Raw genomic sequence first — 16108 nt, forward strand, 5'->3', positions numbered from 1 at the left:
ACAAAAACATGACTAGACTTATTATAAGATAAAATATCTGAAATCGACTGCCTAACTCTACTTAAAGAATCCAGTTGATTGTTAAATTGATTACTACCAGTCCTTGACTTTTTTTCAATCGTATTTAAGCGGTGCATAGATAACTCAGCGCTACTACTACGATCAATGGCATAATACCCATCCTTATATAAGAGAAAAGACGAACTATACTCTTGCATCAAAAGCTGAAAGGTGGACAACAAAGTCATGTGCACTTCAGTCATGTAGAGTTTCATGCTCTCAAGTGCTTGACCTTTTAGCTGGGAATTCTGACTAAAACTAGAAATACTCTCACTGAGTTTTGCTATAGCTTCTTGCCAACTATTAATAGACTGGCCCAGTTCTGATTGAACGGTGGCTATTTCTTCAAACTTTATATGATAAGCCATCTCATCTCCTATCTAACGTTTTTGTTCTATTTTCTCTCTCAATTGCTGATCAACAGCAAATAATTCTTTGCCAGTTTGAGACATTAAAGAAAGGTCTTTTTCCAAAAATGTCACATAGGATGTCATCAGCTTTGCTAACTCATCAAACTGTTTTTGATACAATTCTATAACATTAGACTTTCCCGAGTATTCAGGAAAGGTTGGGTCCAATCCAGCTAACATTTTTTCAGCACTCCGAAAGGAAGATATGTGGGCAGAAAAAACAACTTGAGAGATTTGAATAATACCAAACATCGCTATCCTCCTTAGTAGAATAATTTTTCTATTTCATTGCCTAAACTATTAATCTGACTACTCAACCAGCCAATAATGTCATCTTTTTCATTTTTTTGATTCTCTAAACGTGTGATTTCATCACGGATGTCATCTTGAAAAGCATCCAAATCATTTTGAAATTGGCGATAGTATGAAGACCATTCATACCAATCAACCATAAAATCAGATTTTGTTTGTCCTCTCCAATTGGGCACGTTTTCTAAATTATCTTGGCTTTGCCTGATGTGATTCACTTCTGTCTGAATGGTTTGAAGAGAACGTTTAGCTGAACGTAATCGACTCAACTTTTCATCAATACTCGCAATTTCTGATTGTGTGGCATAAATAGAATGTTGATGTGTATTAATTATGTTTTGAAGATAGTACACTTGATTATAATCTACTTTTCCCATCCCGTACTCCTTGACTTTTTAGAGATTTAACGACTGATTGGCGTCAACTAAATCTGCAACTTTCCCTTTTGGTATTGTTGTTTCTGAGAGTGTTGATTCAATATTCTCTAACATAATCTCATTTTCTTCATCACTAAAACCTTCATGAACTGTCCTTAAGATATCTTCATTGTTAAAGAAAATAAGATTTTCACCCATCAATCCTTCTGGATAAAGGCAAGCACCATAATCAAAACGGTAAACCTCTCCCTTGATTGGTGCTGCAATGATGCGAGAGGTAATCATCATTTTCTTAGTATTTCCTTTTAAAATAACAATACTTCCGATTGGTAGTAGGCTTGCATTTGACATATATTTCTCCTTTTGCTGAGAAAACCTCTCCTAATAATCATTAGGCAGGCTTTCTTGTTTCTTATATTTTATCATTTTAAACCTATTTTTTCAAAAAAACCTTGTCTTGTTTATTTGCTAGCTGTATTTTTTCAAATCATTTAGCTAGCTGACTTGGTTTAAAGGATTGTTCCCTTACTTTTCGGTGAGTGCCATCAATTGAACAAAGTCATAGCCGTCTGGATAGAGAACATAACCTTGTGTAGGTTTTAGACTTGGTTCATTAGTGATATATGGGTAGTGGGTGTGCGACTGGTCACTGATACGCATTCCTAGGAAGACTTGGTCAACCAAATGTTGCATCTGCTTGACGTAGCTGTCATAAGTATTTGTAACAAGGTCTTGGTAGCTACCGATAAAGACTGGTGTCACGCCGTTTTTAGGGCCTTCTGTGACTAATACTTTAAAGTCAGCGTCACTAATGCCTGATGCAAGTGCTGTTGCAGCTAAATCAGGGATAATCACAAGCCATTTTGGATAATCAAGATTTGGTTCTTTGATACGTTTATGGAGGTCAGTAATGATTTTTGTCAAGACATCTCTCACTTCCGATGTAGTCGTGAAGCGTTGCACCTTTTCAAAGAATTGGTTAGAAATCTGTTGACCAGAATCCAAGATAACACTACGGTAACGATCTCCAAGACGTTCAAGATGATAGTCAAGCAGGCGGTAATAATGATTGACAAAAACAGGACTGTCTGATGCTAGTAGCATTGGTTTTTTAAAGCTAAAGGCTACTGGTTTGACATATTCTCTTTCAAGTCCTAGAACAAATTCATTCTCTTCTGGATTCTCCTTCAGTATTGGATCTTCGAGGATGCTTGAGATGACTGTTTCAGGCAACATTGGAATGGCTTGTGGCAAGTCACCATCAAAGCTTTGTCTCATTTTTTCGACTTCTGTCTTGACTTCTTTAATATAATCAATATAGTGTTCACTGTGATATGGTAGTGTGATTTGGAAATTCACCACTTCATCAAACTTGGTGATTGCACGTCCCTTTATCTCTTCAATTGGAATGTTGGAACGACCGACAACACCGGAGAGGTCACTCTTATCAAATAGGAAGAGGGAAATTTTGGTTTTAAAGTTTGATTGCAATTGTAGGCGCATGGCATTGAGACGAGATAGAGTAACAACCAGATAGATGCCAAGTGAAACCCCATCACGCGCCACTACATTTAAGACCTCATAGAAAGTATCTGAAAAACTAGCATCAGAAACACTATCAAAACCATCAATGAGGATAAAAAGACGTGGGAAACTCTCTTCTGAGATTTCATTATATTGGCTAAGATTTGTGGCTTTTACTCTTGAGAGTGATGCTTTACGTTTTTTAATTTCTCTTTCGAGGAAACGAAGTGATTTTTTAATTTTCTCTGTTTCATCCAAGGCAAAATAATCTGCCACGTGAGGAAAATCAGAAAGTGAAATCATCCCACTCGTTCCAAAATCATAAAGATAAAAATGCGCCTGATTTGGTTTTTGTTTTCTTATCACATCAAGGGCTAAGTTTTGAAGGAAGGTTGACTTCCCAAAACCAGGACTTGAAACAAGTAAGACATGACCCGTTTTTTCCATATCAAGATAAAGTGGCGACTGCTCTTGTTTTTCAGGTATATCTTGATAGCCGATTAGAATCGATAATGACTTATCATGATTATCCCAGTAATCCTTAAAATCTATTGATTGAATGGTATTGGCATAGACTTTTTCAGCCAGTGGTGGTAGCCATGGACTTGCTACTTTGTTAATCTTGAGCTGATCAAAAAGGGTTTTTGTTTTTTCAACAATCGCATCTAGTTCAGTTGGAAGGGCTTTAACATCCTTCTTCTTGTCAAGACCACTCAAGTCTTTATTGATGGCTGTGTACTGACCGTTATCTGTGATTTCATAAATGGTTGTTTCTTTTTGAATAGTGTTTTTACCACCAGAAACATAGTCCGCCCCTGACCAAGCACTTTGGAAGAGTTCATAGATTTCGTTGTTACCAACTTGAAGGTAGGCACGTCCGACTTGAGTGATTTCAGCGGCATCTGGTGTTTTGATAATTTCACGAGAGTCTGCTACATCTTGCACTTTAAGGGCAATTTTAAATTTGGAGTTGGACCAGATTTGGTCGTTAACCACACCGCTAGGTTTTTGAGTGGCTAAGATCAATTTCACTCCTAGGGAACGACCGATACGAGCTGTTGACACCAACTCATCCATAAATTCTGGTTGATTCATCTTTAACTCAGCAAACTCATCACTGATAATCAGCAAGTGAGGAAGAGGTTCTGTGACCTTGCCTTCTTTAAATAATTTCATATACTGGTTGATATGATTAACATTGTTCTCCAAGAAAATCCGTTGACGTTTTTGGAGTTCTGCCTTAATCGAGATAAGGGCACGGTTGGCTTGGTTGCCATCTAGGTTGGTAATCGTCCCAACAACGTGCGGTAGATTGGCAAACAAGTTGGCCATCCCACCACCTTTATAGTCAATGAGTAAGAAGGCAACTTCGTAAGGATGGTAGTTAACCGCTAAGGAGAGGATATAAGACTGAACCAACTCAGACTTCCCTGACCCAGTGGTTCCTGCAATTAGTCCATGGGGACCATGCGCTTTTTCGTGGATATTGAGGTAAAGCAGATCATCTCTTCCTCGAACACCAAGAGGCACCGCCATCGATTGATAGGTCTCATTTTCGTTCCAACGATTTAAGATCTGCAAGTCATCGACTTGCTCAACACCATACATCTCAAGGAAGGTGATGCTATTTGGGATGTAGTTTCTCAGTGTTTGCACATGGTTAATCCCGGCCATATGACGAGCAAAGTCTTCCTTTTCCTTGATGGAAATAACAGGAAGTGGTGTAAATTCTTTATTAAGATACGTTTCTTTTTGCAGAATGAGGGTAGCTTTTTTATCACCACGGTAGTCAACCACGGTTTGTACGTGTTCAGGCAAGCTTTCAATCACTTCTTCAACAAAGACATAATGAATACCTAAGTGCGACAGGTCTTCATTGATGTATTCCATGATATTATGATCAAGCATCAAACTCAAATCGGTAATAAAGAGAATGTAGCGTGGACTATATTCTTTTTGCGTGTTTTTATCTTGCTCACTATCAAGTTTTCTCTCTTTGATGATTTGATAAAGAGAGGTCAAAAGTTGATCTCTTGTGCGTTGGCTATAAACAAAACCACGACTGTTAAAAGCTTTTAACTTGATATGAGGAAGCCACCTACTCCAATGCCAAAGAGGCATTTCGTCTTCACGGAAAATCGGAATAAACTGAACATCGTGATAACTTTGAAAGGTTGCTAGTTGCATCATCAACTGTTGCACTTGTTCTATCACAACTTTTCTCATTCCAATATAACCAATTGGACCAGCCACTTCATTTAAAATAGGCGCATTGGGAATCGTTTGATAATAGTGGATTAACTCTCTCACTTTTTGACTGGCGTCTTTATTATACTGCGTGAGTTCTGAATCAGCATAGTCAATTTTAAAACTGGCCGGTACATCGCCAAGTCCTAATCGATAAGTGAGAAAATCAAAATGATAAGGAGTTTTCTCATAAATTCTACGGTCTGTCTTTTTCACCATTTCTAACAAATCAGTCATATTAGGATAATGGTAGAAAAGAGCGGTCGTCTGTTCTTTTTTATACTGGGCTAACTCTTTATATTTGGTATCAAGATAGTCCATATAATCTGCTAGTTTCTTTTTCTGACTGACTTTATGTGATTTTTTATCAGAAAAGTAACTATGAATAGACGTTCCAATCGTAATCACAGACATCCCCATCATCATAAAGAGCATGGCACCGCCAGATGTAAAGACAAAGAGTAATACCGTAAAAACAATCATTGCAAATGGTGTGATGATGAGTTTAATCAAGGATTGTTTTTTACCATCGTCTTCAGTTGGAGCTGAGGCAATGGTAATCTTGGCTTCATTTTCTCTCAAGATGATACGAGGGGATCTATGAAAATCTCTAGAGCGATTTTCTGTAACATTTTTTGAAAAATGGATAAGTTCTGTATTGACGAGAAAAAGACTAGCCAACATGAGTTGCTGTTCTTTTAAAACCAGAACCAAACCAGACTCAAAAACAATGGTATCATTGGTCATGAGAGACACCTTACCACTTGTTTTCCTACCATTTAAGAAATAGTCGCTATTTCCAATAAACTCATAGGTGTTTTCTCCTGATGGCGTCAAGGCTGCTTCAATTGGACTATCAACTAATTGAATAAGAGCATCATCGGTTTTGGAAAGATAAACGCTACCCTCTGGTAATCCTAAATAGTCGGCATCTTCTAGTACTAATAAATGAAGGGTTACTGAATCTTCTAGAACAATCGTATGTCGTCCTTTTTGATAAGTTTTCTCAGCAAGTATGACGTCATCTTTTTTAGTTTCAATCTGTACAGAATTTTCTAGAGGAAGATAGATGTCATTTGTTTCTTTTCCCAGTGAGTAAATCGTATTTTCATAGATAGGATAAGCATTCTCTTCATATATGAGATAAGTAATCATAGTGCCTCCTAGTTTTTATCAGTGTTAGCATTGTTGGTAGCTGAATCATCTGAAGTTGTTTCGTCATCTTCTTCACTATCAAAGGTTAAATAAGTCTTTTTCAATTCATCTAATTTTGACTTATAGCTGTTGATTTGCTGCGTTCTTTCTTCGGAGTTCAAATTTGGGTTTCTTTGGATTTCGTCAATCTTTTTAGTCATCCCATACATTAACAATTGCGGGTCATCTAAAAAACTTGCGATATCAATGGCTTCATCGATATTAGCTTGGCCGATTAAAATCCAATAACGCAAGTAATCTTCATTAGATTGCGTTGAAATTTTGCTTAACTCTTCTTTTTGTTCTTCGGTTAAAGGTTCAGTCATAATAACAGAATAAGCAACAACGTACTTGTCATCTTGCGTCAAAGAACGGCTATCAGTATTCTTTATGGCTGTTATCACTCGTGAATAGTCTTGATTGATGAAAGCCAAACGCAGTTCTGAGACTGTTTCTTGTTTTGGAATGGCAAAAAAGACAAAATAGAGTACGCCTAGAAGTGATAAAACACCTAAAATAGCTGATACAATAGAGGCAATTTTTAAACGTGTTAGTGTATTGTTAGAAACACGAGAATAATGCTCCTGGTTATTTTTTTTCTCTTTTTCAAACTTTTCGTTGAGTAAATCCAAAATAGCATCAACAGTGGTTTGTTTGTTAATCGTTTCTGAGAATAATTTCCCCTTATAAAACTCTAATTTACCCGCCATTAGAGCATCATAATCTGCTCGTTTATCAAGTAAGGAAATGATCATTGCCTTATAAGAAGGTGAAAAAGTTTCCTCTGTCATTGCCTCGTAGGGAGGAACTTGATCAACGATACCTCTTTCGATAAAAAGTGGTAGGCCATTTCTTGTGAAGACAATATTTTCTGGTGTTAAATCATAACTATATTTGGAATGTTTTAGTTGGTGGTAGACTTGACCTAGATTAATCAGATGTCTTAATCTTTCTTCTTCAGTCATAGCTGATAACTTATCCCAGCCATACATACCATCAAAAGAAGTGCTTTCTAATGTGATACCATCTTCATTTTGACTAAGAGTAACATCAAGAAAAAGCGGATGACTAGCTTCTAACAAGGTATAGGCTAGCTCTCGATTTCCTCTAATATCTTCTAGTACTAAATCACGTTTTAATTCTCTCATTTCTTTTTCCCTATAGCCTTTCAAGCAGCAAAAGAATGCCATCATTAAAAGATGACAAATCATTTGTACTAAACACTAATTCATTGGTTTCACGTATTCTTGCTGTAGGATTTTCAATGGTCAAATGAAGGCTATAAGACTCTGAAACAATGGTTAAGATTTCTTTAAACCGCATTGTTCTAGGCACCCTTAAATCCAATTGACGACCCAAGAAATCGTTGAAATCAATACTAATATCAATATAATTATCCATGATTTTTTCCTCTTTTATGACCAAAAACTCGGTATAGTGAAAAAAGCATCACTAAGAATCCCAGAAGAAAAATGGCAACTGTTTGGATAGAAATAGAAGACTTTTTTTGTCCAAGTGTGACATTATATTCTCCTAGGCTAGAGTTAGCTGTATTAGTGGTAAATAGCAAGGGTTGATAATTGTCAACCAAATTTTCTTCTTCAATTTCTTGTAAAAAAATAGTCTCTTTTAACTCACGTTCTTGCGAAAGACTACTTTCTTGTTTTTGGGCAATATTTTTTGTAATTTCTTCTTTAAAGAGTTGAGATAATTCATTTTCTTGCTCAATATAGAAGACTTCTTTTCGTGTTTCGTTTGACTGGATATCGGTATTAATCTTGAGGGATCCGTCATCTGCTAAAACTGTAGGAATAAAGATACTTATTCCTACAGTCATAACAATTATTAATATTCTTTTTTTCATAGGCTAACCTTATGATTCTTTTACTTTATTATAGGTAAAGAGATTGAAAGCAGCAAAGACAAGTGTTGCAAGTAATATCACAACAAGGGGTTGACCCCAACCACTACTATGGTTAATATAGCTTGTCAACATTTCTTCAATATGAGTCAGTGGTGACAAACTGGTAATCAGAGTGTTGTTTGTGACATAATAGGCATCTAATAATTGAGTTGCCGTCACAATATAAAGCATCAAGAGCAATAAACTGATTAAGAAACCAAGGCTCTTAATTTTTTGAATCAACAAGTTGATACCATAGGTAAATAGCAAAGTAGTCAGACCCATTAAAATAAATAGCATCAAGATTTCACTACCTTTAAGGCTTAATTTAATACCAGAAATAACAGTTATTAATAAACCAGTACTAACACCCATACCTGTGAGAAAGGCAAGAGGGCCTGTTGCATTTTTCCAATGAACACGATCTGTCATTTTAAATTGTTTTTGTAATTGACTAATATCGGTGTGTTGTAAGAAGTATACGATAACTAGGCTAGCTAAATAGCTAATGAAAACGAGAAGGAGACTTGATCTCTCGTCTTGTCTTGCTGTTGCTGTCTCTTTTGTAATTGTACCAAGCACTGTTTCAATTTTTGAAGCATCTACAGGATCCGAGAGGTATTCATAAACAGCACTATTTTTTTCGTTACCTGTTTTAGTATTATTCAAAACGGTAGCAAAAGATTTGAGAAACTCTTCATTTGAACCATATTCTCTTGTCATAACAGCTTTTAAATCAGCCACTTGAGTTGAAAGATTTTGACCCTCTCTTTCAAGAGAGTTAATGTCGTTATTGACCTGAGCGATATTTTTTTGAAGGTTATCAGATACCAATTGATTTGATTTAGTGTTATCAAGAAGTGTTCGGCTAGCTGATAAAAGGGTGACTAGGTCTTTATTAATATCAAGACTGACAGTTGCCATATCTGTATTATCACGCTTTTCATTTGACACAATTTCTGGTTTGTTAGCCAATTGTTCTTGAACTGACTTAGTTGTTGTCATTGTATCAGTTAGTTGTTTTGTTAATTGTGAAGTGGTGTCTTGTAACTCTGTGATACTAGTATTTAAGGCATCACTTCTAGCTTTCAAGGTTTCAAAACGATTTAGTTTTTCGTCAGTAACTTTTAGATTATCTTTCAAACTCGAGATGGTAGCATCTTTTAGAAGTTTAACAATGATTGCTTGAAGATTAGCTGTTTCTGTTTGTCCAATAAGAGCGTCTTTGCCAAGTGTTATATTATCAGCTGATAAGCTACCGTTTGCTAAATCAATATCATACAAAACTTGAACTAATCCTGAGAACTCCAAATAAGAATGGATATCTTCATAAAGGGCCATCCCTTTTGTCTTACCTGAATACTGTTGATACGGGAAGTGAACATTAGACTTGCTATAAACGCGATTAATTTCTTTCTCAGCTTTTTTATAAGTCACTACAGGTTCAGTTTGAGTTGATGTTTCAACACCAGTTGAGCTGTCAGTTTGACTAGAAGCATCAGAAGTATTTGTTTCACCTGTTTGTGTTGAACCATCACTTGAACTCTCTGTGTTAGTTTCGCCCGTTCCAAGGACATCATTACTTTCAGTTGTTGTTTTATCAGATTCAATACCTGCAGAAGCATTTGAGTCTGACGTTTCTCCACTATTTTGAGATGACACATCTGATGTTGTCGTTTTTTCTACAGTTTCATCATCTTCAAAGTAACTCATTTTTTCAATTGTTTCAACGTCTGCTTTAATCTCAACTGGCTCAAGGATATCAATAACACTGTCACTAGCTGGAGCAATTGAATAATTGATAGTAATTGCTTCTTTGGTGTTTTCAGGAACATTAATGATATAAGTATTGCCTTCAAGTTGAGCGGATTGATTACTAATATTCAAACGATAGTTTTCTGGAGCGGTTAAGATAACTTTTTTAATATCACCTTTTAAATTAGCAAAAGAAATCTGATGTTGTTGTCCCAATTGTGCTTTGGTAGCATTTTTTACCTCAACTAATTGGCTATCTTGGATAGTCGTTTCTCTCTTTGCTGGAGCTGCAAGATTATTCTTTATAGTGTACCAAGTAACAAAAGCATTAATATTCTTCAAATATTGCTTGTCTGAGTCACTTAAATCCATACGATCAATTGCTGCATCATCATAATAGACTAACTCATATAGTTTTTGATTAACCTTATTAGTCATACCAGCATTAATCGATGCCACATAAAGACCCAAAGTATTAATCACTGATTGATCTCCATTAATATCACCATCTGAACTCTCTATGGAAGCTTTCACGGCATCTGCTATCGCTTGATCGTAATTTGTTAATGTTGAATCAATCTCACCATTGAGTGTTTTTAATTTCTCTAGTAGCTCATTAATCGTAACGTTAAACTGTTCAGTATTTCCTTTAGTTTCTGCCCAAACAGTGGTATTGGCTACTGTATTTGAAAGAGTATTATTGATAGCTTCTAATTGAGCCAACTGTTCTTGGACAGATAATTGAGATAAATTACTATCATACGTATTTAAACTATCTTCTCTGTTTTCTATTGACGCTTGCCATTGCTCTTGGAGAGACTTAATTGTTTCAAGTTCTGAATCATATGTACGATCTGTATTAATAATCGCCGTAAAAGCATCATTAGAATTATTTAAATCTCTATTAAAAAGATCATAAGAACTTAAAATATCATTTATGGGTGAGCTGAGACCGTTAAATTGTTGAGAATAAGTATTTAGAGGATCAGTCAATCTTAGATTGAAAGAATCAAGAGTTCTATTTTCATTAGAGACAACTTCTCCCACTCGTGTTTGAGCAGTTTGGAGATTTCCGATAATACTTAAAAAATAAATATTAATCAACTCTTTGTTAAAGAAACTCTTTAAATCTGAGACAGCTTGTTCAGCTTGACGTGCTACTAACTGTTTATCAGATTTAATCTGATACTGGAAAATAGCTTGTTGTGGTTCCGTTGCTTCTAAAGATAAACTATCTTGAGAAAACTTACTAGGTAAAATAAGCATTAATTGATAGGTATTGTTTTCTAATCCTTTTTCGGCCAGAGATCTTGATACCATTTCAACATCATAATTAGAATTAGTTGAAAAGGCATTAATTAGTGTATCACCAATTTTTACAGGCTCACCATTATAGACAACACCAGAATCCTCATTAACAACAGCTATTTTTAAAGCATTTTGTTGTGTTGTTTTTACTGTGTTATCAATTTTTGTGCTAATAGGACTAGGTTTGATAACACCTAGATAAGAGATAAGTCCCACAAAAAAAAGTAATCCTATTCCTAGTATTAACAATTTTTTCTTTTTCATTTTGTCATTGTCTCCATTATAATACAAAAAAGGTTGAGGATTTAGCCTCAACCTTATCAGTGTGTTCTTTATTGTAGGCCAAAGTTACGAGATAAGTCTTGGTCATTTTGTTGCATTGCTTGAGCTGTTTTATCAAGTTGTGTATTAATTTGTTGCATCAATTCAGCAAAGTTTTGAACTTTTGGCTTCAATTCATTGAATTGGTTATCAAAACCTTGAAAAGCTTGACCTTCCCACTCAGTACGAAGAGTATCTTGTAAGCGTTGAAGGTTATTCAAAATAGTTGTAATATCATTTGAAGCTTTACCATACTCACGAGCACGGCTTTGAAGCGTTTCTGGGGATACACGAATTTGTCCTGACATAATATAATCTCCTTTAAATTTTATACACTCATTTTATCATTAATCTTAAATTTTTACAAGTGTTGTAGCTAAATATACATCATTTTTTTAAAATATAAAATATTTTTACAAAATAGCTTTTGATAAGACTCTTTCAAGAAGAATTATCAAAGACATTAAAACGCTAGACTAGCGTTTTTTAAATTAATCATAACATTTGGTAACTGTCTTAACGACTTTTTTTAACTGTTCATCCCAGTAGTGAATTCGCTCAAAACTACCTTTTCTATAATATAACGGCAAGCGCTCTCTGATATCATCTTGCATGGGAAGATGCTTAATTTCTTCAAGACTAAACTATCTAGGTTCTCCTTCTCTTGAAGTTTTTAATAGGTCGCCTTCAAAAGATTGACAGAGGAAATCATAGTAGACATACCTTTCTTTTTTAAGAGAATTCGTAAAACCAGAAATTCCTTTTAATTCTAAATTTAAAGCAGTTAATCCCGTTTCTTCTTTTAATTCTCTGACTGCGGCTTAAAAAAAGCTCTCAGGAAATTCTACTTTTCCATCAGGTTAAATCCAGCCCTTAAAATTATCATGTTGTCGATTTAATAAAAGAATTTTGTCATCTTTTTTGACACAAATATTAACCCAATTTTTAATGGTTTCTATCATACCTGCTCATTAACTCAGTTTTCTTATCATTATAACAAAAAACGTCCATTTCTGGACGTTTTTTTAGTTATCTTTCTTTTTACGGATGACAAATCCACCCTTTTTATCATTAGAGGAACGGTTAGACTTTTTGGAATCTTTACTGTAGAAATCTTTATTTTTATTGCTTGAACGACGTTTATGATCTCTATCATCGCGTTTTCTATCACCACGATAACCACCACGACGATCATTACCACCTTTACGGCCACCACGATTCCCTTTCCCAGATTTTGATTTACCGCCACCAACATATTTGAATGGTAATGGTTTTTCATTTGGAATGATCACTTTAGGTTGTAACTCTGAATCTTGAACAGTCAAGGTTAGGATATACTTTGCCAATTCTTCTGGAGAAAATTCTGCGACTAATTTTGCAGCATCATCCTCAAAACGATCAAAGTTAGCTCGGATGGCTTTATTTGAAAAATCACGTTCGATTTTTTGCAAAGCAACTTTTTTCATTGAATGAAAAGCTTCTTTTGCTGTCGGTGGTTTCATTGGTAGCATTGGTTTTTTGGTCAATTTTTCAATGATTTTAAGGTAACCCACCTCATTTGGTGAGACAAAAGTAATAGACTGACCTGTATGACCTGCACGTCCTGTACGACCTATACGGTGAACATAGCTTTCTGGGTCTTGAGGGATATCGTAATTGTAAACATGAGTAACACCTGTCACATCAAGTCCACGAGCAGCAACGTCAGTTGCTACTAAAATATCAACAGCTTCACCTTTAAAGTCTCTTAAAACACGCATTCGTTTACTTTGATCTAAGTCTCCGTGGATGCCTTCTGCTCGATAGCCTCTGATTTTAAGACCACGAGTCAACTCATCAACACGACGCTTGGTACGACCAAATACAATAGAAAGCTCTGGCTGATCAACATCCATCAGACGTGTCATTGCTTCAAATTTTTCATTTTCTTTTAAAAGAACATAATGTTGTTCAACTAAATCCGTTGTTAATTCCTTAGCAGCAATTTTGATGTGCTCAGGATTTTTCATAAATTTAACACCAATTTCCTTGATAGGTGCTGGCATTGTTGCTGAAAATAGAAGGGTTTGACGCGTTTCTGGGACACGACTGATGATTGCTTCAATGTCTTCTAAAAAGCCCATATTCAGCATTTCATCAGCTTCATCTAAAATTAATGTTTCCACATTTTCAAGACGAAGAGCCTTACGTTTAATTAAATCAAGGAGACGTCCAGGAGTACCAACAACTACATGAGCGCCTGATTTTAAAGCTTTTATTTGTTTTTCAACACTCGTTCCACCATAAACCGAGCGAACTTTAACGCCTTTTTCACGGCCAAAACGAAATAGTTCTTCTTGGCTTTGCACAGCTAATTCACGTGTCGGTGCAATAACAAGTGCTTGAACCAAATTACTTGTCGTATCAATTTTATTTAAGGTTGGTAAACCAAAGGCTGCCGTTTTTCCGGTTCCTGTTTGGGCTTGACCAATCACATCTTTACCTTCTAATGCTAAAGGAATAGTTTTTTCTTGAATGGGCGATGGTTCAGTAAAACCGGCTTTTGTAACAGTCAATAAAATGTCTTCTGACAAGTTTAATTCATTAAATTTCAATATATTTCTCTTTTCTAAAAGAACAGTGCGAAGCTGTCCTATAAAACCTTTATTTGTTTGACAACTCAATCATTATAACACAAAAATACGAGAATACTAAGGATTTCATCTTAATATTGAAAATAATACGTTTTCAAAAAACGCCAATCTAACAATTGACGTTTTCTATTACATTTTTTTAGTTAATAAGACCTCTGGATATTTATCCGCAAACCAGTTAAGAGCAAAATCATTTTCAAAGAGAAAAACTGGCTGATCAAAACGATCTTTGGCTAATATATTACGACTTGAACTCATTCGTTGGTCCAAATCTTTTGGATCAATCCAACGAACAGTCTTTTTACCCATTGATGTCATGACAACTTCTGAGTTGTATTCACTTTCCATACGGTGTTTAAAAACTTCAAATTGAAGCTGGCCAACTGCTCCAAGCATATATTCACCTGTTTGATAATTGGTATAAAGTTGAATAGCACCTTCTTGTACTAACTGCTCGATTCCTTTATGAAATGATTTTTGTTTCATTACATTTTTTGCAGAGACTCTCATAAAAATTTCGGGGGTAAAAGTCGGTAGGGGCTCAAATTCAAAGTTGTTTTTGCCAACAGTTAAGGTGTCACCAACCTGATAGGTGCCTGTATCATAGACTCCAATAATATCCCCTGCTACTGCATTTTCAACATTTTCTCGACTTTCTGCCATAAATTGAGTGACATTTGATAGCTTGACATTTTTTCCAGTTCTACTTAGTTTGACACTCATTCCACGATCAAACTCGCCAGAAACAATTCGCACAAAAGCAATTCTATCACGGTGACGAGGATCCATATTGGCTTGAATTTTAAAAACAAATCCTGAAAAATCTTTATTTAGCGGATCTATTGACACGCCTTCTGTCGTTTTATGTCCGTGTGGTTCTGGTGCGAATTCTAAGAAAGCATCTAGAAAAGTCTGAACACCAAAATTTGTTAAGGCAGAACCAAAGAACACTGGTGTCAATTCACCTGTCAAAATAGCTTGTCTTGAAAAGTCATTCCCAGCTTCTTCTAATAGCTCAACATCTTCTATAACTTGCTCATAGAAAATATTTTGAGAAAGTGAGTGTGTTTTTGCTTCTTCAAAGTTAATAAAGCGCTCATCACCCTTATACAGCTCTATACGCTGATGATAGAGATCATATAGTCCCTCAAAACTTTTACCCATACCAATTGGCCAATTCATTGGATAACTTGCTATTCCCAAAACTTCCTCTAGTTCTTGCAATAAATCAAGGGGCTCACGACCATCGCGGTCAAGTTTATTAATAAAGGTAAAAACTGGAATTTGACGGTGTTTCACTACTTCGAAAAGTTTTTTCGTTTGTGCCTCTATCCCTTTGGCAGAGTCAATCACCATGACTGCAGCATCAACCGCCATTAAAGTTCTATAGGTATCCTCTGAAAAATCCTCATGACCAGGGGTATCTAAAATATTGACACGTTTCCCTGCATAATCAAATTGCATAACAGATGATGTCACTGAAATACCACGTTGTTTTTCGATGTCCATCCAGTCTGATTTTGCAAAATTTCCTGTTTTTTTACCTTTTACTGTTCCAGCTTCACGAATTTCACCACCAAAATAAAGTAACTGTTCAGTAATTGTCGTTTTTCCAGCATCTGGATGGCTGATAATGGCAAATGTGCGGCGTTTTTTAATCTCTTCTTGAATACTCATACGTCTCCTTTAGATAAACATTTAATTAGTCATTTAACAATCATGCTTATCTTTTTCTTTACTATAACTCTAATATTATAACGAAAAACAATAATTTTTTCAATGTTTGGCAAAGAAAAAGACAGATTAAAGAAAGAGTTCTCTTTATTCTGTCTTTTTGTTTTGGAGAGAATTGCTTAGCAATTATAGTTCAGTACGGCGTTTTTTTCTGCCATAGCCATATAAAGCGAGTGACGATAAAGCAGCGATTGTTCCTAAAACTGCTGAGTTTGTCCCATCACCAGTATTTGGTAAGCTCTTAGCTGTTGTTGAAGAAGTTTGGTCAACTTTCTTCTCTGACATACCTTTATCCTTATTACCTGCTTTACTACTCATTGGCATTAACTTGCC

13 protein-coding genes and 1 pseudogene are annotated in these 16108 nt (G+C 35.5%); all 14 read right to left on the reverse strand.

All coding sequences use genetic code 11. The annotated features are described in order from the left end of the window. The coding region (locus A3I1_RS07800; protein ID WP_033376275.1) for a T7SS effector LXG polymorphic toxin at nucleotides 1-428 on the reverse strand (428 nt) is incomplete at its 3' end. Between the two features lie 12 nt (nucleotides 429-440). Further along, a complete protein-coding gene (locus tag A3I1_RS0103000; RefSeq protein ID WP_018369843.1) occupies nucleotides 441-722 on the reverse strand; it encodes a hypothetical protein in 282 nt (93 codons plus the stop codon). A gap of 11 nt (nucleotides 723-733) precedes the next feature. Beyond that, the gene (locus A3I1_RS0103005; protein WP_018369844.1) at nucleotides 734-1156 is read right to left on the reverse strand and encodes a YwqH-like family protein; all 423 of its coding nucleotides are present in this window, start codon (nucleotides 1154-1156) and stop codon (nucleotides 734-736) included. 18 nt (nucleotides 1157-1174) lie between these two features. Beyond that, a complete protein-coding gene (locus A3I1_RS0103010) occupies nucleotides 1175-1507 on the reverse strand; it encodes a DUF4176 domain-containing protein (protein ID WP_018369845.1) in 333 nt (110 codons plus the stop codon). A 174-nt stretch (nucleotides 1508-1681) separates the two neighbouring features. Beyond that, complete coding sequence (gene essC, locus A3I1_RS0103015; protein ID WP_018369846.1) at nucleotides 1682-6082, reverse strand: type VII secretion protein EssC; 4401 nt, start codon at nucleotides 6080-6082, stop codon at nucleotides 1682-1684. A gap of 8 nt (nucleotides 6083-6090) precedes the next feature. After that, nucleotides 6091-7269, reverse strand: a complete 1179-nt coding sequence (essB, locus tag A3I1_RS0103020; RefSeq protein ID WP_018369847.1) for a type VII secretion protein EssB — start codon at nucleotides 7267-7269, stop codon at nucleotides 6091-6093. Between the two features lie 10 nt (nucleotides 7270-7279). After that, on the reverse strand, nucleotides 7280-7522 hold the full coding sequence (locus A3I1_RS0103025; protein ID WP_018369848.1) for a hypothetical protein: 243 nt from the start codon (nucleotides 7520-7522) through the stop codon (nucleotides 7280-7282). Further along, a complete protein-coding gene (locus A3I1_RS0103030; RefSeq protein ID WP_018369849.1) occupies nucleotides 7515-7985 on the reverse strand; it encodes a type VII secretion EssA family protein in 471 nt (156 codons plus the stop codon). The genes A3I1_RS0103025 and A3I1_RS0103030 overlap by 8 nt, the downstream gene beginning before the upstream one ends. Before the next feature lie 9 nt (nucleotides 7986-7994). Then, nucleotides 7995-11351 carry a type VII secretion protein EsaA gene (esaA, locus tag A3I1_RS0103035; protein WP_018369850.1) on the reverse strand — a complete coding sequence of 1119 codons (3357 nt, stop codon included), beginning with the start codon at nucleotides 11349-11351 and terminating at the stop codon, nucleotides 7995-7997. A gap of 68 nt (nucleotides 11352-11419) precedes the next feature. Further along, nucleotides 11420-11716 (reverse strand): WXG100 family type VII secretion target, encoded by a 297-nt coding sequence (locus A3I1_RS0103040; protein WP_018369851.1) that lies wholly within the window; start codon nucleotides 11714-11716, stop codon nucleotides 11420-11422. Between the two features lie 183 nt (nucleotides 11717-11899). Then, nucleotides 11900-12370, reverse strand: a pseudogene (locus A3I1_RS08615) (NUDIX domain-containing protein). Nucleotides 12371-12433: 63 nt separating this feature from the next. Continuing rightward, on the reverse strand, nucleotides 12434-14002 hold the full coding sequence (gene cshA / locus A3I1_RS0103050; RefSeq protein ID WP_018369853.1) for a degradosome RNA helicase CshA: 1569 nt from the start codon (nucleotides 14000-14002) through the stop codon (nucleotides 12434-12436). A 168-nt stretch (nucleotides 14003-14170) separates the two neighbouring features. Next, the gene (locus A3I1_RS0103055; protein WP_018369854.1) at nucleotides 14171-15718 is read right to left on the reverse strand and encodes a peptide chain release factor 3; all 1548 of its coding nucleotides are present in this window, start codon (nucleotides 15716-15718) and stop codon (nucleotides 14171-14173) included. A 183-nt stretch (nucleotides 15719-15901) separates the two neighbouring features. Then, the coding region (locus A3I1_RS07810) for an LPXTG cell wall anchor domain-containing protein (RefSeq protein WP_149031790.1) at nucleotides 15902-16108 on the reverse strand (207 nt) is incomplete at its 5' end.

The organism is Streptococcus marimammalium DSM 18627 (genome assembly GCF_000380045.1).
Classification (GTDB): Bacteria; Bacillota; Bacilli; order Lactobacillales; family Streptococcaceae; genus Streptococcus; species Streptococcus marimammalium.